This window comes from Acidisoma sp. S159 (assembly GCF_009766125.1).
Taxonomy (GTDB): Bacteria; Pseudomonadota; Alphaproteobacteria; order Acetobacterales; family Acetobacteraceae; genus Acidisoma.
On record NZ_LMUG01000077.1, the window covers coordinates 24,070 to 49,241 of the forward strand.

The 25,172-nt window shown below is 61.6% G+C and carries 16 protein-coding genes and 1 pseudogene; 5 read left to right on the forward strand and 12 right to left on the reverse strand.

Going from position 1 to position 25,172, the window contains the following annotated elements; translation table 11 throughout:
* The first annotated feature begins 151 nt into the window (after window positions 1-151).
* Both GSQ92_RS25935 and GSQ92_RS25940 read left to right on the forward strand, forming a co-directional pair.
* The gene (locus GSQ92_RS25935) at window positions 152-1,399 is read left to right on the forward strand and encodes a Xaa-Pro peptidase family protein (RefSeq protein WP_216856965.1); all 1,248 of its coding nucleotides are present in this window, start codon (window positions 152-154) and stop codon (window positions 1,397-1,399) included.
* Between the two features lie 122 nt (window positions 1,400-1,521).
* Window positions 1,522-3,558: an NADH:flavin oxidoreductase gene (locus GSQ92_RS25940; RefSeq protein ID WP_159014498.1), complete on the forward strand. Its 2,037-nt coding sequence runs from the start codon at window positions 1,522-1,524 to the stop codon at window positions 3,556-3,558.
* Between the two features lie 2,073 nt (window positions 3,559-5,631).
* Here the strand turns inward: GSQ92_RS25940 and GSQ92_RS25945 are convergent.
* From GSQ92_RS25945 to GSQ92_RS26000, 12 genes are all read right to left on the reverse strand, one after another.
* The gene (locus tag GSQ92_RS25945; RefSeq protein WP_159014499.1) at window positions 5,632-6,465 is read right to left on the reverse strand and encodes an ABC transporter substrate-binding protein; all 834 of its coding nucleotides are present in this window, start codon (window positions 6,463-6,465) and stop codon (window positions 5,632-5,634) included.
* Window positions 6,466-6,488: 23 nt separating this feature from the next.
* A complete protein-coding gene (locus tag GSQ92_RS25950) occupies window positions 6,489-7,166 on the reverse strand; it encodes an amino acid ABC transporter permease (RefSeq protein WP_216856966.1) in 678 nt (225 codons plus the stop codon).
* Window positions 7,163-7,804, reverse strand: a complete 642-nt coding sequence (locus tag GSQ92_RS25955) for an amino acid ABC transporter permease (protein WP_159014500.1) — start codon at window positions 7,802-7,804, stop codon at window positions 7,163-7,165. Before GSQ92_RS25955 ends, GSQ92_RS25950 begins: the two co-directional genes overlap by 4 nt.
* Window positions 7,804-8,625: an amino acid ABC transporter ATP-binding protein gene (locus GSQ92_RS25960; RefSeq protein ID WP_159014502.1), complete on the reverse strand. Its 822-nt coding sequence runs from the start codon at window positions 8,623-8,625 to the stop codon at window positions 7,804-7,806. The genes GSQ92_RS25955 and GSQ92_RS25960 overlap by 1 nt, the downstream gene beginning before the upstream one ends.
* A 107-nt stretch (window positions 8,626-8,732) precedes the next feature.
* Entirely contained in the window at window positions 8,733-10,301 is a 1,569-nt protein-coding gene (locus tag GSQ92_RS25965) for an aldehyde dehydrogenase family protein (protein ID WP_159014503.1), read from the reverse strand.
* 45 nt (window positions 10,302-10,346) lie between these two features.
* Window positions 10,347-11,627, reverse strand: coding sequence for an FAD-binding oxidoreductase (locus tag GSQ92_RS25970; RefSeq protein WP_159014504.1), 1,281 nt, complete (start codon window positions 11,625-11,627; stop codon window positions 10,347-10,349).
* A gap of 115 nt (window positions 11,628-11,742) precedes the next feature.
* The gene (locus tag GSQ92_RS25975) at window positions 11,743-12,531 is read right to left on the reverse strand and encodes an electron transfer flavoprotein subunit beta (protein ID WP_159014505.1); all 789 of its coding nucleotides are present in this window, start codon (window positions 12,529-12,531) and stop codon (window positions 11,743-11,745) included.
* Window positions 12,524-13,585, reverse strand: coding sequence for an electron transfer flavoprotein subunit alpha/FixB family protein (locus tag GSQ92_RS25980; RefSeq protein WP_159014506.1), 1,062 nt, complete (start codon window positions 13,583-13,585; stop codon window positions 12,524-12,526). The genes GSQ92_RS25975 and GSQ92_RS25980 overlap by 8 nt, the downstream gene beginning before the upstream one ends.
* Window positions 13,582-15,441, reverse strand: a complete 1,860-nt coding sequence (locus tag GSQ92_RS25985; RefSeq protein WP_159014507.1) for a DUF3483 domain-containing protein — start codon at window positions 15,439-15,441, stop codon at window positions 13,582-13,584. Before GSQ92_RS25985 ends, GSQ92_RS25980 begins: the two co-directional genes overlap by 4 nt.
* Before the next feature lie 32 nt (window positions 15,442-15,473).
* On the reverse strand, window positions 15,474-16,427 hold the full coding sequence (locus GSQ92_RS25990) for an ornithine cyclodeaminase family protein (protein ID WP_159014508.1): 954 nt from the start codon (window positions 16,425-16,427) through the stop codon (window positions 15,474-15,476).
* Between the two features lie 11 nt (window positions 16,428-16,438).
* Entirely contained in the window at window positions 16,439-18,475 is a 2,037-nt protein-coding gene (locus GSQ92_RS25995; RefSeq protein ID WP_159014509.1) for an NADH:flavin oxidoreductase, read from the reverse strand.
* Between the two features lie 82 nt (window positions 18,476-18,557).
* Window positions 18,558-19,049: a MarR family winged helix-turn-helix transcriptional regulator gene (locus GSQ92_RS26000; protein ID WP_159014510.1), complete on the reverse strand. Its 492-nt coding sequence runs from the start codon at window positions 19,047-19,049 to the stop codon at window positions 18,558-18,560.
* A gap of 93 nt (window positions 19,050-19,142) precedes the next feature.
* Between GSQ92_RS26000 and GSQ92_RS26005 the strand changes: the two genes are divergently transcribed.
* From GSQ92_RS26005 to GSQ92_RS31935, 3 genes and pseudogenes are all read left to right on the forward strand, one after another.
* The gene (locus GSQ92_RS26005) at window positions 19,143-20,660 is read left to right on the forward strand and encodes an FAD-dependent oxidoreductase (RefSeq protein ID WP_159014511.1); all 1,518 of its coding nucleotides are present in this window, start codon (window positions 19,143-19,145) and stop codon (window positions 20,658-20,660) included.
* 80 nt (window positions 20,661-20,740) lie between these two features.
* Window positions 20,741-22,660: an FAD-dependent oxidoreductase gene (locus GSQ92_RS26010; protein WP_216856967.1), complete on the forward strand. Its 1,920-nt coding sequence runs from the start codon at window positions 20,741-20,743 to the stop codon at window positions 22,658-22,660.
* A 381-nt stretch (window positions 22,661-23,041) separates the two neighbouring features.
* A pseudogene (locus tag GSQ92_RS31935) lies at window positions 23,042-24,114 on the forward strand (IS630 family transposase).
* Window positions 24,115-25,172 lie beyond the last annotated feature (1,058 nt).

Here is a 25,172-nt window from a genome sequence, read left to right on the forward strand (position 1 = left end):
ACCATTGCCCAGATAGGAGCGGAGCAGCGATACCTTTAACTAGGATGAAGAGGCCACGCCAGACAATTTGCTGCTTAACAGATGTTAGATGATAGGACCTTACATGTCACGGGGGACGCCAAACCAAGGGAGCCGCATTCTCGGGATGGCTATGCCTGCAGAGAGCAGTGAGGCCCGTCCGGTTGCTCCAGTCGACAAAAATATCATCGCCAGCATCTCGCGGATCGATCAAAAACGTCTTTCCCGTTATCGCCTCGACCGGCTGCGAGCAGAGTTACGAAGGCGGGACTTCGCGGCTTCGATTCTCTCGGACCCAATTAATATCCGCTATGCAACGGGCACCAGGAATCAGGCTATCTGGTCCATGCATGCACCTGGACGATACGCCTTTGTTGCGACAGATGGTCCAACTATCCTGTTCGAATTTGAGTCATCGAAGCATGTTACAGCCAACTCACCAATTGTGGACGAAGTGCGCCCTTGCACGCCGTGGCTTTACTTTCTTTCTGGTCCCCGGACGGAAGAAAAGGCGCATCACTGGGCTGGAGAGATTGACAGCCTGTTGCGCCAGTTCGGCGGTAAAAACCGCCGGCTTGCGGTTGATCGCTGCGACCCGCTGGGCGCCGCCCACCTGCAATACCTTGGCGTTCAGCTATTTGACGTTCAGGAAGCTGCCGAGCAGGCGAGGATGATAAAATCGACGGAAGAACTTGCGTGCATGCGGGTCGCCATGAATGTGTGTGATCTTGCCGCAGGCCGGATGCGGGCCGCGCTTGAGCCCGGTGTGAGCGAAAACCAGATTTGGGGCTTGCTTCACGACACGAACATAGCTCACGACGGGGAGTGGATAGAATGCCGCCTTTTCGCATCCGGCCCGCGGACGAACCCTTGGTTTCAGGAGTCGAGTAACCGCAAGATCCAGGCTGGTGACATGGTTGGCTTTGACACTGATATGGTAGGCCCGTTTGGATACTTAGCTGATATTTCGCGCAGCTGGCTCTGCCCTGGCGCCAAAGCCACAGATCGGCAGAGGAGGTTGTACGATCTCGCAACCGAGCAGGTACTCCATAATGTATCGCTTCTCCAACCAGGCCTAGGTTTCCGGGAGTTCGCGGAAAAGTCTTGGCCGGTTCCTGATGAGTTCATCGCTAACCGGTACGTCATGATGGCGCATGGCTGCGGTTTTGTAGATGAGTATCCTTCAGTGCCGTACACCGTGGATTGGAATGACTGGGGCTTTGACGGTACGTTTGCCCAAAATATGGTCGTTTCTGTGGAGAGCTTCATAGGTGAGGTCGGCGGCCCGGACGGTGTGAAGCTTGAACAACAGGTCATTATCGGTCCTAACGGCGCGGAAGTCATGTCCCAAACGCCTTTGTGCGACGCATTCACCCTGTGAATAGTGGAACGGCTAAATAGCTAACTCTTTCTGAGAAGCCTACAAACGTCTCTCCAAACGAAGGCACTCGCATCGGGCACTGACCGGGCGTGGTTTGTAAATAAAGCTTCGGGGTTTTGAAAATGACCGGTCGGGATCCAATTCTGCAGCCTTTCCAGCTGAAGACGCTCCGCATCAAGAATCGCATCGTCAGCACCCCGCACGCGCCGGCCTATGCGGAAGACGGCAAGCCGAAACTGCGCTATCAACTCTATCACGAAGAGAAGGCTAAAGGCGGCATTGGCATGACAATGTTTGGCGGATCGTCCTTTGTATCCGCCGATTCACCTGCGGTCTTCGGCCAAATCGACGTTAGCAATGACGACGTTATCCCGTATTTTCGAGAATTCTCGGAGCGTATTCACAAGTATGATTGCCGCCTTGTGTGCCAAATATCGCATCTCGGCCGCCGCACAACCTGGAACGTGGCCGACTGGCTACCGGTCGTAGCGCCTACGCGATTGCGTGAAGCGGCGCATCGCGGTTTTCCCAAGGAGATGGACCATCACGACATAAAGCGAGTTGTCAAGGACTACGCGGCAGCCGCATTACGCTGCAAGGAAGGTGGCTTAGACGGCTGCGAAATCCTGAACCATGGCCATCTGCCAGAGCAATTTCTCTCGCCTGCCACCAACAAGCGGACCGACAAATATGGAGGCTCGCTGAACAACCGGCTGCGCTTCACCCTGGAACTGCTGGAGGCGGTGCGCGCTGCCGTGAGCTCCGACTTTATCGTCGGTCTGCGGCAAGGGATCTCGGAGAATTTCGAGGGGGGCCTGACGAAAGATGAGGGACTTTGGGCTGCGGAAAAAGTCGTTGCCGAAGGCCTAATCGACTACATGACGGTTAACTTCGGCCACATCGATACCGATTATGCGGTGGCACAGCATATACCTGGCATGTGGGCGCCACTCGCTCCTTGGCTCGAAGCAATTCGCGCCTTCCGGGCGGCGATCAACATCCCCACCATTCATGCCTGTCGCATAGCTGACCTCTCAACGGCTCGCTACGCTGTGGAGTCAGGGATCCTCGATCTGGCAGCCATGGTGAGGGCCCATATTGCTGATCCATACATCGTCAGGAAGCTTGAGGCCGGGCAGGAGGACCAGATACGGCCTTGCGTCGGCGCAAATTACTGCCTCGACCGGATCTATCTCGGACAAGACATGCTGTGCATGCACAATGCCGCCACCGGACGGGAGGCGACGATGCCGCATATCGTTACGACAACCAGGGGGCCTACACGGAAGATAGTTGTGGTCGGTGGTGGACCGGGCGGCATGGAAGCGGCGCGCGTTTGCGCGGAGCGCGGTCATGCAGTCGTCCTATTTGAAGCGAGCGATCGTCTAGGTGGCCAGCTTAACATAGCGGCAATGGCCAGCTGGCGCAAGGATCTTGCGAGCGTCACTGGATGGCTTTCTCTGCAACTGGAAAGGTTGAATGTCACTGTCCGGTGGAACACGCTGGCGGATGCTGATGACGTGCGCGCGGAAAACCCTGATGTCGTGATCATAGCGACAGGCGGGCTTCCAGACATCGACTTGATCCCGGGCAGCGACCTCTGTATCAGCGTTTGGGACGCGCTCTGTGACCCGACTCTCAAAGGAACGGTGCTCATCTACGACGATAGCGGCCAGGCGCCCGGTGCGTCGTGCGCGGATGCGCTCAGCGACAGGGACGACGCGAGAGTAGAACTAGTCACGCCCGACCGCATGGCCGCGATGGAGATGGGCTCACAGAACTACCCGATTTTCCTGGAACATTTCTACCGCAAAGCTGTGACGATCACGCCCGACCATCGGATTCAGTCTGTACAGCGCCGTGAAAATCGCCTGAAAGTTACCTTCACCAATGAGTATGGCGGTCCCGCTATCGAACGGGTGGTGGATCACCTGGTGGTGGAGCACGGTACAATCCCGCTCGATGATCTGTTTATCGACCTCAGATCGCAGTCTGTGAATGACGGCGTTACTGACTATGACGCGCTGCTGACAGGCAAGCCTCAGCCGCTTAAGGGCATTGCCGGTGCTTTCGAACTCTACCGCATCGGCGATGCCGTCGCGAGCCGAAATGTACATGCTGCTATTTTCGACGCTCTTCGCTTGTGCAAAGATCTCTGATCGAACCGCCTGCTGAGCGTGTCCGGATATTGGCGCGACCTGATTACATCGCACGTGCTGTCGGGTAGGGAGCTGCGACGCCAGGTACGCCGATCGTGCGCAGAAGGCGGCCATCCAACGAACATTGCCTCACGCAGTGATTCCAGTCGTCCGTGAGCCACATTGTCTGGTCCGGAGCGACATGAAGGCCATGGGCGTGCGGAAACAGTTCATGGCCCCAGGATCGAAGAAACTCCCCTTGTCGTGAAAGGACCACGACGGGATGTTTGCCGCGATTGACGACCTAAACACAATCCTTGTCGTCGACCGCGACCGCGGCGACTTCGCCAAGCTCAATCTCGGCGGGTAGTTTTTCCCGTGCGTCGGGCGCCATCATTGCCAGGGCAAGTAACGGCACCGGCCAGGTCTTCTGGGCGCATTTAGACCGGCAGAGCTGTTCAAACCTTTTTCGCTCAAGCGGCGCAGTGCAAACCTTCCTGCGATGGAAGGGCTTGAACGGCTTCGATGGTCCGCGAGAAATATTAGCAACTCTGGAAATGTCCGGCTCTTAAAAGTCATTTCAGCTTGGGTTGGCTGAAGAAAGAGTTTTGCAAGACGGCCGGCTAAGCTCACTCTTAGCGCGGCTTCTTTTCCGTAAACACCTTTCAACAAGCCAAATCGCCTCGGAGAGCGGACCAGGCGCCTGTCTGGCATCAACGCGGCGAAGGCCGGTCCGGCACTTTGCGGGGGACGCCCAATAAGTTGTGGGGCAGCGCCCTGAGGTAGTCCCTGGCACCTCACCGAATCAAAGGCCTCCCGATTGCGCCACCTCAGATCGCGTGGCTTCTAGCTCGGGAATGCGACACTGCTGCCATCCGCACTAGATGGGGCTGTCGCCACTACGTGACGCAACTTATGAAGAGTCCTGAGCTTCGGCGGCATCGGCTGCTCAGGAAAGCACTGTGACCAGGTGCTGAGGGCGACATCTGCCACGTACATGTCTCCTTGACTGTCCAGAGCTATCCCGTGCGGCGCGATGAACTGCCCGGGGCCGGTGCCCGCTACGCAATCGCCAATTGTTGCAAGCCGTTCTCCGCTCATATCGAGCCCTGAAATTCGCGGACCGAGACCGGGCGCGGCTCGGTTAACCGGAAGGGTTGGCGGGAGCTCTCCGACGAGGCAATAGGGGGCAGCTGCCCTTTGCGAGGTGGATTGTGCAGGGCCGGTGCAGGTTGTTCCATTGTCTGGTAGCTTCCGTTTCCGTCGAAGGACTGAATGCGATGGTTCTCACGGTCCAGCACATAGACCCAGCCTTGAGCGTCACAAGCGATATTGTGCACGACGTTGAATTCGCCCGGACCCGATCCCGACTGGCACCAGGACCTGATCAATCTCCCGTCGGCGGTGAATTTGTGAATTTGTGAACGCGGGCGTTGCGGTATCCAAGGGTCCACCTTTGCTCGCAGAGACTGGACTCGGATTGCTTTCGAAGTTGAACTCTTGAAAGCCCAATCTACCTCCACCACCCAGCCAGCATGCGTTCATCAACACGCGATAACCTCCCTTGATCGGGATAGGGGGATGTCTCGCGACACCACCCCTCCCACACCACCGGGCATACGGGTCACGTACCACGGCGGTTCGACCGAGTTAAGCCGATGCCGGAACATAGAGTCGGGGAAGACCGAGTGAGTCGAAGTGGTGGTTGCGCAGGGCGGCTTGGACCGCCGGGTGTCCTGACATGCGCCAGAATACCGTCGGTGAGCCGGCGGCAACGGCTGCTCTGAACTGCGATACGCCGCGGCGTCAGAAGCATGCCTCCTCCGCTTCATGAGCGGCCAATCGGCGTCGCGCGCAAACAGACTCTCTGTAGAACATCAAGGGCGCCGGCGTTCTGCGCAGCCTTCCTAGCCCGATGTCGAAGATCCTAAACGCCTGTTCACTGACCTCGAAGCGAACGACCACGAGTTCGGCTAGGCCGAAGGTAAGGCATACCGTCGTTGCTCGAGCCAGCAGCTCCGAGATATTGCTCCTGCTTGGCAGTCGTCCCGTGCCGCCCGGGACGACTCGCGCGTGCGGAGGGCCAGCGGCGGGCTACTGGATAAGGCGCGGCGCACCCGTCTCCGCAGCCGACGCGCTCAATCCATTTGCGACGAGGATGCCGGCGATTGCACCGTTGGCGTGAAGCACGGCGATATCGTCGTCGAACGCCTTGGCCATAGCAACGTTGTCCTTGGTCATCGGATAAGTCGCCTGACCGGCTTCGAGACTCGCCGCGACACGCGGATCAGGTTTGATCACCTTGATAATGATCCCTTTCAGCGCCCCGTGCGCCTGCGCTACCACGCCGATCGAGTCGCCGTCCACACCGACTTCGATGCGGCCAGCCGTCAGATCCTGCTGCATGTCGACCGAGATCGGATATAGCTTAAACTTATCCCCCATCAAACGCTGCAAATCGGCATTCCAGAGATTGCCCTCTGTACTGCCGAGAGTTTTGCCAATCAGTTGATCAACCGTGTCGAGGCCCGTCTTCGAATACACGGCCATCTGATCGACATAGAGCGGCGCCGAGAGATGGACTACGCGTGCCCGCGCCGCTGTACGATACCAGTCTCCTGTTGTGGTGTCTGCCTTGTGGGCCATCACATACTGGATGCCGGCGCCCCCGTCGGCGAGCACCGCTTTGATCTTCAAACATTCCATATCGGCGATTTTGCTCAGAATATCGCCGTCGATCCCACCGAGCTGTCCTGAATTACCTATGTAGGAGAAAGGTGCGTAGGTTGTAGCCGCCACCGTGATGAAACCAGGCTCTACGACACTGAAATCGTGCCTCGGCGTGCAGGACGCCGCGTAGGCTGATGTAAGACCACACAATGAGGTCACCAGAAGAGCTGTTCCGACAAATTTGATCCACTGCGTCATCTTTTACATCCTTTGCTGTTGACTTAGCGGCGCGAATACTGGCCGCTCCGATGCTCTACGTAGGAGACAAGGAAGGACGCGGGAAGGCAGACTGCCACGTAGAAGAGACCGGCGAGTGCCAGAACGGGAAAGTAGAAAAACGTATCGGCACCGATTTCATAGGCGCGGCTGATCAACTCCGGCAAAGCCACGGTGAAGCACAGGGATGTGCCTTGGAAGACGAGGATCGCGAAACCCAGGAGTGGCGGCACGGCGACGCGCAGGCCCTGCGGCAGAATGACGTAGCGCAGTCCATCGATCGTGGACAGGCCAAGCGCGCTAAGGGCATCCCGCTGACCTGAGGGGACGGAGTCGAGGCCGGCCCGGATGATCTCGCTGGTGTAGGCACCCGTGCTCCAGCTTAGAGCAAAGGCGGAGGCTGCGAAGGAGCCGAGAGAAAGACCCGCGGACGGCAAGCCGAAATAAATAAACTGTAGCAGCACCAGCGCCGGCGCGCCGCGGCCTACTTCAACTAGAATCAAGGTGATTCGGCGCAGCATCCGGTTCCTCGCTTGAACTCCGAGGGCACCGATCAAGCCGAGAGGAATACCGCAGAGCAGGGTGACAAGCGTCAACTCTATGCTGACGACGAAGCCGCTGAGGAGCTCGGGGATCCAGCTAAGAACATCGCGCCAGGTGGCCCCCATCATCAACGTGTTCATCGGGCCACCTTTGCGCGAAGATAGAGATCCGCCGTTCGTGACATCCAGGCGATGGGCAGGCTCAGAAGAATATAGAGCAGCCCAGCGATGCCGAACATCTCGAGCCCATGGAAGTTCAGTTTCGAAAGTCGCGTCGCCTGGTAGGTGATCTCCGGTACGCCGATTGTCGAGGCGATAGCGGAATCTTTGAGCAAGCCGATCGCGTAGGTTGCAACCGACGGCAGAGCCACGCGAAACATCTGAGGCATGATCACCTCATGAAACGTGTGCCGCTTACTCAAATTCAGCGCTTGGGCTGCCTCCCATTGCCCGTGATGGATGGAGATAAGGCCGCCGCGGTAGATTTCCGCCATATTCGTTGCGGCTATCGCACCTAGGCCGACTAGCGCTGCCGTCAGAGGGCTCATGCTGAGCAGACCCGAGCCAACACCGAAGAAGATGATGAAGAGCCAGACGATTGGTGGCACCGCGCGCACCAGGCTGATCAGGGCTGTGCCGAGGATGCGCGTCGGAAGAAACCGGGCATTGCGCATCATCATGATGGGGAACCCCAGCACGGCGCCAATCGCGAGCGCCGCTACAGTGACCAAAGCGGTCCAGGGTAGACCGCGCAGGATGAGACCGATATCGAGCAGCATCAACGTTCGTTGACCGCGCGAAGGAAGCGTTTTCCGCGAATGGATTGCGGGTCGCGGATCACTTCCCGGCTCGGGCCATATTCGGTGATCGCGCCGTCTGCCATTACCGCGACGTGATCGGAGACGTTCTCTGCAAAGCTCATCTCATGTGTGACGACGATCATGGTCATGCCGCTCTTCGCCAGTTCACGCATCACACCCAGCACCTCCAGGCCGAGTTCCGGATCGAGTGCCGAGGTGGGCTCGTCGAACAGCATTACCTTCGGCTCCAACGCCAAGGCACGCGCGATAGCAATCCGCTGCTGCTGGCCGCCCGAACAGCGGATCGGATATTGCGCCGCTTTGTCGGCAAGTCCCACTCGCTCAAGAAGTTGCATGGCGACCTCGTCCGCCTCCCGCTTCGACCGCCCGAGCACGCGCTGCTGTGGCATGGTGACGTTACGCAGCACCGTCATATGCGGAAACAAGTTGAAGGACTGGAAGACCATGCCGAGCTGTCGCCGCAGCTGCGCCAACTCACGGCGCGGTAAGGGGCGGCCACCCTGAAGCGTTACGTCGCCAACAGTGACGATGCCGTCGTCAGGTGATTCGATAAAGTTAATGCAACGAAGGAGGGTGCTTTTACCCGACCCGCTGGGGCCGATAATCGCCAGAACGTCACCAGCAAAAACCGAGAGATTGATATCGGACAGCACGACATGTGAACCATAGGCCTTTCCGACGTGCTCCAGCTTGACGAATGGCTTTTCTCGTGCGGTCAACGACTTCTCTCTTCTCTTCTGTTGACGACGTCTGACACAGGTAACGATTGCTAAACGCATAGGCCCGTGCCCCGGGGCTCTTTCATCCTATGCAATCCTCCCGCCACTCAGCCGGGCCGTTCAGCAGAATACTTAGATCAGACTAGAGACTGTGCCGCCGCAATCTTTCAACCGATTTCGAAACTCACCCCCTGCGCCAAGGGCAGGGCGCTGCCGTAGTTGATCGTATTGGTCGCCCGGCGCATATAACTTTTCCAGGCGTCGGAGCCACTCTCGCGTCCACCGCCCGTTTCCTTCTCACCGCCGAAGGCACCACCAATCTCGGCGCCGGAGGGACCAATATTGACGTTTGCGATGCCGCAATCCGAGCCGCGCGCGGAGAGGAAACACTCCGCCTCCCGAAGGTCGTTGGTAAAGATTGAGGAAGAGAGTCCCTGTGGTACGCCATTCTGCAGTGCCAGGGCGTCGTCGAAATCTTCATAGCGCATGACATAGAGAATCGGCGCAAAGGTCTCTTCCAGCACAGGACCCGCCTGCTCCGGCATTTCGACCAAAGCGGGCCGCACATAAATCCCATGTTCCCCGTACGCGACGGTGACGCGTTCGCCCCCCGTGACATAGCCGCCGGCAGAGCGGGACGTCTTCAGTGCGTCCTGCATGGCGTCAAAGGCGTGAAGGTTGATCAGCGGCCCGACCAGCGTGCCGTCCCGCAGCGGATTTCCGACTTTAACCGACGCATACACCTGGCGCAGCTTCGGCACCAAAGTGTCATACACGCTCGTATGGACGAAGAGGCGGCGCAGAGTTGTGCATCGTTGCCCTGCCGTGCCCATGGCCGCGAAGGCTATCCCGCGGAGTGTGAGGTTGAGGTCGGCAGAGGGAGCGACGATGGCGGCATTGTTGCCGCCCAGCTCTAGCAGCGCCCGGCCGAAACGTTGCGCAAGCCGCGGGCCAAGCGCGCGACCCATGGCGGTCGACCCCGTGGCCGAAACGAGCGGCACCCCCGGGTGATCGGCCAGCGCCTCTCCAAGCCTGCGTCCGCCGATCAGCAATGCGGACAAGTCCTCTGGCGCTTCGCCACCTGCCGCGCGAAACGCGGCGAGCGCGCGGTCAAACAACACCTGAGTTGCCAGCGCCGTCAGCGGCGTCTTCTCCGATGGTTTCCAGATGATTGCATTGCCGCAGACCAGCGCGAGCGCCGCATTCCACGACCAGACCGCGACCGGGAAGTTGAAGGCAGAAATGATGCCTACAACGCCGAGCGGGTGCCATGTCTCCATCATCCGATGCTCACCGCGCTCGGTGGCGATAGTGCGACCGTAGAGCTGGCGCGACAGTCCTAGAGCGAAGTCGCAGATGTCGATCATCTCCTGCACCTCGCCGAGACCCTCGGAGATGACCTTGCCGACCTCGATTGAGACAAGGCGGCCGAGCGCCGCCTTGTGGATCCGAAGCTCCTCCCCGAACAGGCGCACGAGTTCGCCGCGCTTCGGCGGCGGTACATTGCGCCACTCTCGGAACGCAATCTGGGCGGTCTCGACTATGCCCGCCACATCTGACGCCGCAGTTTCGGTCAGGGCCGCCAATTTTTCGCCTGTGACCGGCGAGCGGACCACGAGTGTGCCTCCGGCAAGGTCAGCCACAGGAAGGCCGAAGTCGACGAGGATGTGCTGGACCTCCTCCGCCAGATTAAGAGCAGGATGGTCCTTTTCGCCTTCAGAGACTTGCTTGGTCATCCTGTGTCCTCGACCGCGGGAAAAGCGAAGTGCGCTACAGATTATTTAGACCCGTGCAGAGATATGGGCGATCTGCGAGCCGAATTCGTAATATGTTTCGCGGAGCCTCCGGAAGCGCTGCGCCGCCGGCGCGGTGACGGGCAGAGGCATATCCGCCTCGGCTAGGCGGCCTGTTACATGCTCCGCCAGTGCTCGGCCGAACACCGTGCCCGGGGCGATACCTCGGCCGTTGTAGCCGCTGAATGACAGGACGCGCTCGTCCAATCGATGAAATTTAGGCACCAGGTCCGCCGTCATGCCGATCATGCCATACCATTCCGCTTCGAATTCCACCGGGCCAAGCTGGGGGAACAGCAGGGCCAGCGTGCGCCGCGCCCAACTGCGATGGATCGCAGTGCCAGCACCGCGCAAGGCTCCAACGCTGCCAATCACGAGCCTTCCGGCATTGTCGAAACGATAGGAAGACAGGACATCCTTAGTGTCCCAAACACCCTGTCGCTCTGGCAGGATTGTCCGCCGTAGGTTGTCGTTGAGCGGACGTGTCGCGATGTTGAAGTAAGGAAGATGGACAACCTCCTGACGGATGGCTGGCCAGGCTCCGACCGTATAGGCATTCGTCGCGACGATCACCCATTCGGCAGTAACGGCACCGTGCGGCGTAGCTATATGCCAGGCGCCCCCCGTTCGACGGGAGGACACAACCGCGCTGCCCGTATAAATCCGGGCGCCCGCCGATAGCGCTGCGCGGGCGAGGCCTCGAGCATAAGCGAGCGGCTGGATGGTGCCAGCGCGTTGGTCAAGCAACGCGGCGGTATAGACGCTGTTTCCGACCCTGCGGCACGTCTCCTCGGCGTCAAGTAGTTGAACCGGGGCGCTCCGCGCCTGCCATTGACGGGCGCGCTCTGCGAGTTCGTCCGCACCCTTGGCTCCGACCCCGCAATGTAGGGTTCCGTTGCGCCGGGCCTCGCAATCGATGCCATGTGTTTCAACGAGTTTGAACACCAGCGCCGGCGCGTTGCCAAGCAGATCCAGTAACCGCTCCCCATGGAGAGGTCCCAAGATGCCAGGCAGTTCGGCAGGCATGACCCAGAGCCCAGCATTGACGAGACCAACGTTGCGGCCGGAGCCCCCGAACCCGATTTCGGCACCTTCCACCACGACCACGCTCGCGCCGGCCTCGGCCAGATGCAGCGCGGCGGACAGCCCCGTGAAACCGGCGCCCACGACGGCCACATCGGCGACGACATGATCCGAAAGGCGAGCCGTCAATGGCGCAGGCGGCGCTGTGCGCTCCCAAAGTCCGTGCGATCGGGGGTCGTTCAACATGCTGAGTTCGAGATGGACAAGACAATCCCAAATTCTTTGGGCCGCTGTAGAAGTGCGTGCAACGACTGCGAGAGATAACCCTTCAACGGGACCGGGCTCGCGTCACATAGTTCCTTCATCGCCCCAGCAAACCCTCCTCTCGTAGATAGCCCAAGATCCGGTCAGCAGCGTTTTCAGGATCGATATTGGCGAGCGTCGTCTCGTCGCCACCACGCTTGCCACTTCCGGTGTCTCCGCGCCCGGCACGCAGCCGCTCCGAGGCGCTGCCGCTTGCGCCTTGCATGGCGCGTGTGGGCCGGGCGCGGGCCGGGCGCGCGGCCCAGTCCTGCCTTGCATCTGGCTCGCCCCGGGCGGGTGCCGCGTACAAGACACCTCGGCGGGCGCGAGCGAAAGCGGAAAGCCGGGGCCCGGGCGCCCTACTTCCCACGGTTGCCAGCAGCGGCAATGGGCAAAACAGCTGGCGACGGCGGCCCCCCGGCACAGCCTGGACCATCGCAGCCTCCCCGCTCGCCATGGTCAGCCCAGCGATCGCCGGCACCAGCCGAAGACCGAGACGATGGGCCAGCCAGTACGGGACCATCCCGCTTCCCTCCCCGGCCTCTGCGGTCGTGCCGGTCAGGACCAGGCTTGGGCTCGCTGTCGCCAACCAAGCCGCGAGCGCCGGAAGAGGGTCGACCCCTGTCGGCATAGCCAGACAGACGAGGCGTGGCGCGCCCATACCCAGATAATCCCGCAAAATAGCTGGCGATGGGTCGCCGGCGTGCAGCAGGGTAAGCCGTTCCGCAGGCACGACGCGCAGGGCCAACTCAACCGCACGCGCGTCCGAAGCAGCGCGTCTTGCTTGGCCCGAAACTGGGTGACGCCCGATCGAGACCAGTACCACAGCCGAAACCAAGCTATCCACCGGATGAAACCCGGAGCCGTCGTATCAACGCCGGCATCACCGCCTGCGCATCGGCGATGATAGCTAGGTCCGCGCGGCGGACCATCTCCGCATGCAGGTCGGTGTTAACAGCGATCACCCTTTGGCAACGCGCGATCCCCTGCAAGTGTTGCGACGCGCCCGCAATTCCGAGGGCGATGTAGCAGGCTGGCGCGATTAGGCTGCCGGATGCTCCGACTTGTGCGGTGCGCGGCATGTGACCGGCATCTACCACCGCTCGACTGCCTGCCTCCGCCGCACCCAGCAGCCCTGCCAAAACATGGAAGGACGACCAGTCTGTCAGCCCGTTGCCGGCACTCACGACAAGTTCCGCCTCGTCGATCGGGACCGATTGCGGATCGAAGTCCAGCAGACCACCATCGCGCACATCTCCACTGGCGACCCGCCATACGGGCGCGGGCAGGGACCGCGCCTCTCGCAACCGCGCCTCGGCGATCGGAGCGAAAGCGCCGCCCGCCACGATCAACACACGCGGCGCCGGCCGTCTCACGTCGGTAAGGCCACCATCCTGCCGGCACTCTACCTGGTCATCCACCCAGCGAATCATGCCGGTTGCCGGCCGGTCGCCTAGCCACATCGCCACTCGCCGCCCGAGATCGCCACCTCCGAGGGGATCCTCGGAGAAAAGCACATGGCGCAGCTCTAGAGTCTCCACGACATCCGACAGCGCGACAGCGCGCAGAGCGGGCGCATATCCGGCGAAACCCTCATGATGCAATTCCAGCACGCGGTCCACGCCCGCTTGTGCCGGATCGCCGCGCAGCTTCTCGCCCAACGGCAGTAGTAGGATGAGTACCACCGCACCGCCAAGGCTATCCGCGACCTGCCGCGCCGCTGCCAGCAGCGACAAGTCAGCCTGGGAGAGGCGGCCCCTATCCAACATCGCCACGGCGCCGATCAGGTGGGACGGGTTCTCAACCCGGAGTACTTCGCCAAGGATGTGTTCGGCGGCTACGGCGGCGCGGGCACGGCCGGACAGGCGCTGACGCGGATCGACCCTTTGGCGCCCGCTCATGGCCTCGTGACCAGGGACGGCAGGATCAGCTCCGCGAGATCGGCCACCTCCGGATGAATACCCGGTACGCCTTCCAGCATCTGCATGCAGCCCGGGCAAGCCACAGCGATCACGGGTGCCCCTGTCTCCCGCGCGTGGTCCATGCGAATTTCCGGGATGCGGCGCCGGCCGGGAATGTCGGCCAGGGCTGCGCCCCCACCACCGCCGCAACAGGAGGCGCGGCTGCGCGCGCGCTCCATCTCCACTATGTGGATGCCGGCCGCCTGCAGCAGCCTGCGGGGCGCATCGAACTCACCCATGTAGCGACCGAGATAGCAGGGGTCGTGGTAGGTGACGCAACGGTCCCCCGTGGGCTGAAGCTCCAGCGAACCCGACTTGACCAGCGACAATAGCAGCACCGAATGGTGCACGACCTGCCAGACGCCGCCAAAGGCCGGATATTCCCGGGCGAGGCAGTGGAGCGCATGCGGGTCCGCGGTGACGATCCTGGCGAAGTTCCGGCCCGACAGCGCCGCGACGGTCGCCTGCGCCAAGACCTGAAACGTAGCCTCGTCACCTAATCGGCGAGCGAGATCGCCGCAATCCGGTTCCTCCTCCAGCACCGCGTAATCGACACGGGCGGCCCGCAGCAATCGGCAAAGTGCACGCAGCGTCCGCTGGTGACGCGCATCGAAGCCGCCTTCGCCGATCCATAGCAGGACGTCGCAGGTGCCCTCGGGCCCCAGACGGGGCAGGTCCAGATCGGTTGCCCAGTCTAGCCGCGCCGAAATCTTCTGGACACTCACCGTCCCCGTTTCGCGCAAAGCGACCAACGCGTCCGCGGCCTTCTCGGGCACCGCGCCTGTCTCTAACGCAGCGTAGCGGCGCAGGTCGATGACCGCGTCCACATGCTCGATAAGCATTGGGCATTCCTGCACGCAGGCCCGGCAGGTCGTGCAGGCCCAAAGCGTTCCCGGCGAGACCAGCTCCCGGACGGCCGTCGCTTCGGGCGACAGACCAGGATGTGGCGAACCCCCATAGAAAGCGGCATCCGAGCCGGTTGCGGCAACCAAATCCTGGATCAACCGTTTCGGGTTGAGCGGCTGCCCGGCGGCGAAGGCGGGACAGGCGCGTTCACAGCGGCCGCATTGCACGCAGGCATCGAAGGCGACTAGCCGGTTCCAGTTGAAGTCCGCTGCTCGGTCCACACCCAGCCGCTCCGCCCGGAGATCGAGCGGCACTAGCGCCGTCTCTATCCGCCCCGAAGGCCGGCCAGGGCGCGGATGGGCGATCAGGTGCAGCGCCCCCGCGACCGCATGCCGTAGCGGTCCGCGCCAAACGCCGGCCAGGAGCCAGGTCAGTCCGACAGCGCCGACCCCGTCGATCACCAGCCACCCCTCAACGCCCGGCTCAAAGCCGAAGAATGGCGGGAGGGCGGCTAGTCCTAGAAAACCAGCGACCAGGGCGATAGCAAAAGGAAAGCGCTCATACGGCCCGCCTGACAGATGCGTCGGCCGCACCGGCTGACGCCGCAGGATATCCGCCGCGGCGCCGATCCCCGTTGCCATGACCGCCAGCACAACCAACACTGCCAGCGCCCGACCGCCCAGCCCAGCTAGATGCAGCGGAAGAGACAGGAGAACGGCCGCAATCAGCCCACCCGCCACAAGCATATGCATGCGCGCCACGGCCGGTTCGCGGGAAACGATCTCATGGACGGTATGGAGGTAGGCATGCGGTAGACCCGCAAAACCACCCATCCAATCGACCTCCGCGTGGCGGCCGATCCGCCACCGCAGGCTCAGTCGTAAAATCTGCAGCAGAAGCACGACCGCCGCCGCCGCCAGAAGCAGACCGGCCGGATCGGGCGTCAACATGCGCTAGCACCGAATCGCGGTGGCGCGTTGCATCACGGGACCGCCTGCTCCAACAACCACTGCTCCCGCAACCAGGCAATGGTGAAGAGGTCGAGATGCGAACCGCCGATGTTCTTGAATACCGTAATCTCGTCTAGTGTCATGCGACCGAGGGCGTCTCCTGTGCAAAGCTGCCAGAGATCAGCAAGGATATCATCGCGGGTGATCACCCCGTCACGCAGTGGCGAGGCGAGATCACCGCTACCCTCGATATTTGTAGCGTTGTCTATGAAGATTCGGCCGCGCCGCATCACCTCGTCATCGCTTTCCCGCATCTGCGGTAGGTAGGCGCCGATGAGGTCGAGATGCGCGCCAGGTCGCAGCAGCGCCCCCTTTACCAGCGGCGTCTCCGACATGGTGACGCAGGATATGATATCCGCTTGGGTGATCGCCGCATCCAGATCCGGCGCCCAAGCGATCGCAATGCCTGGATGGGACAGCCGCGATACCAAAGCCTGGGCCCGAGCCGGCGTGCGGTTCCAGATCAAGACGCGTCGAAGCGAGGGACGCACCGTGAGGAATGCTTCAACCACGTGCGGCGCCAGGGCGCCGGCACCAACTACCAGCAGCGTAGCGGCATTACGCCGCGCCAAAAGATCCACCCCAAGGGCGGAATCCGCTGCCGTCTTTCGTTCCGTCATCGCGGCGCCATCGGCGGCGAGCATCGCCGCACCGGTCGTCGCGTCGAACATTGCCACAATCCCCTGCACCGTAGGCTGCGGCGGATCGAGCGAGAGGTTGCCCGGAAAAACGCCGACCAGCTTGACGGAAATCGCCTCGTTCGGTCGCCAAGCGCCTAGCGCTAGGAAGAGGTTGCTGCCACCGGGCTCGTCGATATGGAGCACCTTGGAGGCGACCTTCCCACCGCGATGCGCCACACGCAGGGCCTGGACTAGGTCCGGATAGGGCAGCAGGCGATGGACGTCCGCGTTGGCGACGAAGTGCATCGGGATGCGGCCTAGACGTCTTTGACGAGTCGAAGCGCATCGTAAAGCGCAGAGTGCACGTTTCGGCTCATGATGGCGTCGCCTATCCGGAAGAGCTGGAAGGTTCCTTCAGGCTGCGACCGCAGATTCTGCGTCCTACCAGATAGAAGTGCGTCGTAATCTACTGCGCCGCGGTTCGACGAAAACGGCCGCAGCGCGTAATAGAGATCATCATTTGGCCGTGTCCCAGTCTCATAAACGACCTGATCGACCATCCGCTCCTCTTCCGAGCCGGTATATTCATTGCGCAGCACGGCCACGAGACCATTGCCTTCCCGATACAGCTGCGTCAGCCGCACATCAGGCGTCTGCAGCACCTTGTTCTTGTACAGGTTGCGCACGTGGGCAACATAGGCCGTGTGGCCGATCGCCTCGCCCACCAGCCGATCCGGCGTGGCGAGTTCCACCTCCGATCCGCGGAGCGCCAGATACTCGGCAACGGTCGCGCCGCTTTGCTGGCCGATCTCGTCATACACCAGAACCGTATGGCCCGGCTCGGTCGTGCCGCTCATCACATCCCAGGCCGAAACGGCAAGATCCGCGCCTGTTGCAACCGGCGGATTCGGGCGACCGCCGGTTGCGACCACTACGACGTCGGGGCGTGCCGCCTGCACCGCCTCAGCCGTCGCTCTCTCGTTGAGCCGAATTTCGACCCCGCCTTGGCGCACCTGTTGCTCCAGCCAGCGGATAATGCCCAATAGGCTCTCGCGCCAGGCGATACTGCGCGCCAAGTTAAGCTGCCCGCCTAGCTTGGCCGAGGCTTCGAACAGTACCACTTCATGGCCGCGCGCCGCTGCGACGCGAGCCGCTTCCAACCCACCTGGACCGCCGCCCGCGACGACGACGCGGCGGCGCTCCGCCGCAAGCGGCACGATATGCGGCAGCGATTGTTCTTTTGCGGTCGCCGCATTTTGAATGCAGCCGATGCCGCCCTGGCCTGCGTGATCGACACAGTAATTGGCGCCGACGCATTGCCGAATTTGATCCGCCTTCCCGGCCATGATCTTGTTGACGATATGCGGGTCCGCAATGTGGGCTCGGGTCATCGCCACCATATCGACGTGCCCCTCGGCCAGCGCGCGGGCAGCGGTCGCAATGTCGCGGATCGCGGAGGCATGGAGCACCGGCAGGTCAGTTTCCGACTTCAGGGCGCTCGGCAGGTGAAGGAAGGGAGCAGTGGGGAAAGACATGTCCGGCATCATGCCCACCAGCCCGGCTCCTGTGTCGCCATGTGCCTGGTAGACGCTGATGCAATCGATCAGGCCGCTGTTGGCAAAGCCGGCCATGATACGCAGCCCCTCCGCCTGGTCGATGCCGCCATCCTGGAAGTCATCGCCGGCGATCCGCATGCCGACCACAAAATCGCTGCCCACGCGCTCGCGGATCGCCGTCATCACCTCCATGCCGAAGCGCATGCGGTTCTCGAGGCTGCCACCGTAGCGGTCGGTCCGCGTATTGGTCACGGGCGAGAGGAAGCTATCGATTAGGTGATGCGCCGCGGCAATTACCTCGATACCGTCTAACCCGCCGCGCTTACAGCGGTCAGCTGCATCGGCAAATGCCTTTATGACGCGAGTGAAGTCCCAGTCCTCCATCTCCTTCGCGTAGGAACGATGGAGCTGTTCCCGGTTGTACGACGGCGCGATCAGCGGCAGGCCGTCGCGTCCTTCCGGCGCGCCACGGCGTCCGAGATGGGTCAGCTGGCAGAACAGCGCCGCGCCATGAGCGTGGATGCGGCGAGAGAACCCCTCCAAATACGGCAGGATGCGGTCGCTGCTACAATCGATCTGCGAGAAAGATAGTGGCGAATCGACGGCGACGGCAGAGGATCCGCCAAAGATCGTCAAGGCGAGACCGCCCTTTGCCTTTTCCTCGTGGTAGCGCTGATAGCGCTCTCCTGGCATTCCGTCATTGGCAAGGCCGGGCGCGTGGCCCGTGCTGAAGATCCGGTTGCGCAGTTGGAGAGGACCGATCCGTATTGGCTTTAGCAGCGCATCATAGTCGCCCATCGATCATCCTCCGACCACTGCTCGAACATCTTTCGTCCCAGATGGAACGATGTCAAGACAGGTCAGCTAGCTGCGAGCTCAGTTAGAAATCGATGCGCCAGTCCGGCATGGATGCCATCAGTTTGCCGAGGATCCCATCGAGCGCAGCTAGTTCAGTCTCGTCGAGCGCCTGCAGCATCCTGCGCTCCCGCTCCAGGAATAGCGGCAGCAGCCGAGCAAAAGTCTCCCGTCCTTTCTTGCGCACGGTCAAAAGACTTCGCCGGCGATCCTCTGGGTCAGTCGTGCGCCCGATAAGATGGCGCAAGCACAGGCGCTCCACGGCCCGGCTCACGCTGTTTTTGGGTCGTCCGGTCAGGTCGCAGATGGTCGTCGCCGTCAGGCCGCCGCAGAAGACGACACAATAGAGAATATTGACGTCGTCACGCAGCAGGCCGAAGTCGCGCTCGATCGTGGCGTAGGTCGGGTTGGTGAGGAAGTTGCTCCACAGACTCATTCGCCAGCCGTTGCGTAGCGGCAGGCGGGACACCAGCACGCCCAGCATCGCCGCAGTAACCGTTATCTGCTCGGCGTTCATCTTTTCTCTAAGCCCCGCCGGAAAGGCGAGCATCCTTGACTTGATAATTCCATTTGGGACAAACTGGCACAAGAGCAGCCGCGGGGTCGAGCCATGGAAACCTTCGACGTCGCGGTCGTTGGCGGCGGCATCACAGGCGCAAGCGCTGCAAATCATCTTATATCATTAGGCTTCTCTACGGTTTTGCTAGACCGTGGAGATATCGGCGGCGCGACCTCCGGGCGCACAAGCCGGCTGCAATATTGCGGCCTCTCCTATTTCTCCACCATCCAGTCGCTCGGCAAGATCGCGGCGCACCCGGTCGAATCCCTCGAAGGTGTCGCAATGGCCCGCCGCGCCATGAAGAACCGGTCCGAGTTTGTGCGCTCCAATCCGGAGCGGGTGCGTGCCGTCACGTTCCATTTTCCGCTTTATAAGGAAGACACCTTCCCGCTCTGGCAAGTCCGGGCCGGCTTCTCCCTTCTGCAACGGCTGGATCCGCGCGGCGTGCCGCTCGACATCGTGCAGATCACGCCCGATCAGGCGCGACGGCACCCCATGCTGTCCCGGATGCGCGACCTCGACCGTCTCGCTGGCGTGCTGCAGTATACGGAGTATCAATTCGATTGGCCGGAACGCATCGTGGCCGATGCCGCGCTCAACGCCGAGGAACTCGGCGCCCGCATCCTGAACTACACTCTGGTAGCCGGCATCACTCAGAACGCCGACAAAAGCTGGATGCTGGACTGTCTCGATAGGCGCAGTGGAGAAAGGCGCTCCCTCCGCGCCCGGGCCTTGGTCAATACGGCGGGTGTATGGGTGGATCAGCTCGCGGCAAGTTCCAAGCTCGGACTGCCGCGCCTGAATCAGGGCGCCAAAGGCGTCAACATCATGTTTCGCCTGCCCGATGCTTTCCGTGGCTTGGGCTTCGAGACGATGACGCGCGGCGGCGAACCCTTCTACGTCATCCCGTGGGACGATCTTCACTATATCGGCCCGCGCAACAAGCCGCATGACGGCGGTCCCGACGGCTTCCTCGTGGAGGAGCAGGAAATCGCGGATCTCCTTGACGAGATGAACTACCAGTTCCCATCGCTCAATCTGAAACGGCGCGACCTGCGCTACGCCTGGGCCGGCGTCAGGCCGCGCACGGCGCATCGGCACGAAGCGGCGGGCGGACATATCAGCATGCTGCATGACATGAGCGGTCAGGGCGCCCCCAACTACTACTGCTACACGGGCGGTTTACTGATGACGCATCGCACGGCGGGCCGCACGATCGCACGGGCTGTCGCGAAGCGAACTAAACCCTCGAGACCCGCACAGCCGGAGCAGCTTGTCGCGCGAGCTTTCCCGCGCGCGGACAACAGCTCCCCTTTGCCGGGAGCTTATCGTGATCTCCGCTGGGGCGACCTCCGTCATGCCGCCGCGCACGAACATGTCCATACGTTTGACGACCTTATGTTCCGCCGCGTCCGGCTGGGCTGGACGGAGCGCATGGGGGCCGACATTGCCCATGATGTCGCCGCGGAAGTTCGTGATGTCCTAGGCTGGTCGCCGGAGGAGGCCAACGCTCGAGCCAATGCTTATATCAATGATCTCCGGACCACATTCCACTTCGTCGAACCCTGAGGATGGGGATGCCGATCAATGCCGCGCCGGACATGCTAGGCCGAGCTATCTCGTTTGACAAACTCGAGGCGTCGCTGACTATGCGCGGCAAGACACTCCGCAGCCGCGTCTTTCTTCCGGGTCATCAGCCCGGCCTCGCAGAAGCTGGCGTTCCGGGCGAACGCTACATCGACTACCATCGGCAACGGGCTCGCGCCGGCCTCGGCATGCAGATCACTGGCGCCACGCCCGTGATGTGGTCGGAGGTCTGGGCTGACGGCCTTACCCTCGTCAACATCGATGACAGGATCATCCCCGGCTACCGCAGGCTTGCCGCCGCCGTCCATGACGAGGGCGGCCTAATGCTTGCCCAGCTTGCCCATGTCGGGGCAATGGAAACTTCGGGTGATGCCATCCTCTCCGCGTCCTGGGAATCCTCTGAACTCAGCCAGCGGATGGCGCGGGAAGCCTCGGCGGAAGAGCTAGCCACAATTGTCGGCTTCTACCACGCTGCGGCGGCCCGATGTAAAAGCGGCGACCTGGACGGTGTCGAGGTTACCATGGCGCATGGCATGCTCCTGGCGAGCTTCCTCTCCCCACTGATGAACCGCCGCACCGATAGGTTTGGCGGCGACGTAGAAGGGCGAACGCTTTTTCCACGTCAGATTCTGGCAGCCGTGCGGACAGCAATCGGACCGGACAGCATCCTCGGCATACGTATCCCGGGCGATGAACTAGTGGAGGGCGGCATTCGCGCCGCTGAGGCCGCTACGCTGGCGAAGCGCCTCGTCGCTACCGGGGAAGTGGATTATGTCAGCGTAACCGCGGGTAACAACACACGGAAGCTCGCCCGCGTGGACCATTGGCCGCCAACGCCGGCCCCCTTCGGCACCTTCCGCCATCTTGCACGCGCCGTGAAGGACGCCGTCGACGTGCCAGTGGCAACGGTAGGGCGCATAACGACGCTGGCGCTTGCGGAACAGATACTGACTGCGGGCGACGCTGACCTTATCGGCATGGTGCGCGCGAATATCGCGGATCCCGCAATCATGCCAAAGACGCGATCCGGGCAAACAAGGACGGTACGCCCCTGCATCGGCGCCAACGTCTGCATCAACGCCTTGCTGGAGCACAAGTCGCTCTCCTGCATGGTCAATCCGGAGATCGGACGGGGGCGCGACGCGATCGAACAGCCGATCGACACGAACAGTTCCGCCGTCGTCGTCGGCGGTGGCCCCGCCGGCCTGGAGGCCGCGCGCCGCCTTGCCCTCCGCGGCTTCGCGACGATCCTCTTTGATGCGCAGCCGGAACTCGGGGGTCAGATGCGGCTGTGGTCCGGGACGGCGTCACGCCGCGAGTTCAAGACCATCATCGGCTGGTGGCAGGACGAATTGGTGCGGCTGCGCGTCCAGATCAGGGTGAACGCGCACCTGGGAGCCACCGAGCTGCTCGCACTTCGGCCCTCCGTAGTTCTGCTGGCGACCGGTTCCAGGCCGATCGCCTCCGCGATCCTGTCGAATCGCGATGCCGTGTCCCAGTTCGGTCCTTACAATGCACCGCAATCGGGGGGTCATGTCCTCGTACGCGATGAGATGGGTCGGCTCGCGGCCATGCTGACAGCGGAGCGGCTTTCGGAAACCTGGGCGAAGGTCACTCTCGTCACCGCGTCGCTCTATCCTGGCGAGGGCGAAGGCGTCACGACTCTCTATCCAATGATTCGATCTCTCGGCGAGCGTGGGGTGGAAGTGATCGACCGTGCCAAGCTTGTTCGGCTCGAAGGCCGAACCGCCTTTCTGACCGGAACCTTTCACGAAAGGCGTCCACCCGTCGAGAATCTCGATGCGGTGGTTTCTGTCCTCGGATCGATCAGCGATACTGAACTCCTGCAGCCGCTGCGCGCGGCGGAGATCGAGACAGGGCTCGTTGGCGATGCCAAGCTTCCGCGCGGCGTGACCGAGGCGGTGGCCGATGCCGCATCGACGGTCTGGTCGCTCCAGAAAGGGGGCAAAACCCCCTTGTGACCGATCATGCCGTACGCTGACGAAGCGCGCCGGAATAGACTTGAATCAGCTCCAACAGCGAGGAATCATTCGATGCTCGACCCCCTTTCTGGGGGAGGTCGTCCGCCTCGCGTTCAGCCTTTCTCAAGCGCCCAAGCGACAGCGGCTCTTTTTTCGCCGGATGTACCAGATGGACCGAGCTGCGAGGTTCTCCTCTTTTTAGCTCGCGGCCGCCATTCATTAAAGAAGTCGTTCTTTTTGCGTGGCGGCCATAGCCGATCGTGACGCGTTTTCGATAGCCGCCTTGAAATAACAAACCTTGTAACGCGCGTTTGCTACAACTTATACCAGCCCGCTGGCTCTGATTCTCGGGGTTTTCAATTGCTGTGAGTTCCTGATCCGATCTCCTGGAGCCGATTCGCAGGAGGACGTAGGGTAGGGCAAGCGCTGGAAATCTCGCGGACGAGCCATACGGCGTCGGAGCTACGGGCAGCAGCGAGCAAGAGTGGAGATGCCGCTCAGGTTCCCCGGATGTTGGCGATCGCGCTGGTCTTGGACGGCGATGCGCGCACTGAGGCGGCGGAGCAGGATGGCATGGAACGACAAACGCTGCGGGACTGGGTGCGGCGTTACAACGACTTTGGGATTGAAGGCCTGAAGTCCCTTACCAGTCCGGCCGCGGGCCATTGCTGACGAAGCCGAATTGAAAGCTCTGGTTATCGCCGGCCCGGACCCAGAGCGCGATAAGGTGGTCCGTTGGCGCTGTGTTGATCTGCGCGAAGAAGTCGCCCGTCGGTTCTCGGTGGAAGTGCATGAGAGCACGATCGGAAAATGGCTGCGCCACTTGGACCTGACCCGGCTGCAGCCACGCCCGGTTCATCCCAAGAAGAATGCTGCCGTGCAGGAGGAATATAAAAAAATTCGGCACTTTGCTGAAGAAAGTGCTGCTCGGCTGCACGCATGCGACGCCGATCGAGACCTGGGTTCAAGACGAAGCTCGGGTCGGGCAGAAGGGAACGCACGCCTACATTTGGGCGCCAGTCGGTTCACGTCCAGTCATGGTACGCGACAATCGCCATGACTCCGCCTATCTGTTCGGTGCCATATGCCCTGCCCGGCGGATAGGAGCGGCCATCATCATGCCGTCCGCGAACACGGAAGCGATGAACGAGCATCTGGCCGAGATCAGCACCCAGGTCGCGCCGAACGCCCATGCAGTGCTCCTCGTCGATGGTGCAGGCTGGCACCAGAGAGGAGATCGTCTGATCGTCCCGGAGAACATTTCTCTGCTGCCTCTGTCACCCTATTCGCCCGAGTTGAACCCGATGGAGAACGTCTGGGAATACCTGCGTGCCAACAAACTTTGCAGCCGCGTCTGGGAAAGCTACGACGAAATCGTCAATGCTTGCAGAAAAGCCTGGAACTTTCCGGTCGATGATCCTGACCGCATCCGTCCCGTCGGATCCCGTGATTGACTATGGGTCAATCTTTAAGCGAGTCGGTATTAACCCCCTTTCCGATAAGATCTCGCGTATTGATGCTCAATGCCATTTGCGGGTTGGAAAGGCGACGTGATTGGCATCTCGCTGCCACTTGGAAGGGACAACGGTGGCATTAACTCGCGAAAAGAGATCGCCGCTTTCGTCGGCGCTGAATGACAGCGTCCTTACCCGTTGCGACCTCACAGGTTACATCGTGGCGAGGCCAGTCGCGTTTATCCCGCAAGTAGATGCGATCGCGGGAGGATAGTCAGTGCTCACTCGTCAGCGAACGGAAGCTCTTTGCAGAGGGTAATATCTTCCGTGCGAATCAAGCTCCGAAGCCGCCACTTCTTCCTCTGTCCCGGGGATAATCAGACCGTCCCTGGCAGTAAGTGATCAAGACTAGGGTCGCCTTTGCTTCAGGATGGCAGTAGCCGCCCTTCGCCGTATCTCAGAACATGAAGTCGCAGATCGTCACCATGTCAGTCCCATGCTGCGTTTCACCGAGGTGATGGGAACACTACGCTGCGGGTCCTTCCCCAGATGCGGGGATCGGGTTCGTTACAAGCTAAGGTTGACAGCTACTCCACAAAAACCGGTTCGGCCTTGAGGAGCTCGAATGCCGCCTGTTGGAGGGCAGCTGGTTTGCTTGCCGCGGTGATTGGGCCTCGGAGGCGCCGGGGACAGAAACGAGGTTGATGCGCTGGGTCGCCGGATGTGCCATGGGATCGCCGAAGCTGCAGTGGCAGTCCGCGGTCGGTTCGTCGTCGCCCACGCTTGCGTAGTGCGGAAGTTGATTGTTGGCGCTGGTAGGGTGAGGCGATGAGGATGCGAGAGCGTCTCACACAGATTGGCGCGCCATAGGCGGGGGCGGCGGGCGAAGCTCTTTCCCGCTCGGCCGGCCATGAGGCCATGAGGTCATGGTCGTGGAACAGGCTTGGCCCCCATTGCTCGGCCCAATTGGCTAGGCCCGCCCTATTCAGCGGTAAGCGCTGATAAAGGCGGAAACGCGTAGGGCGCGGCTGCTCGACGCGCTTCTTTGTCGCTTGTTC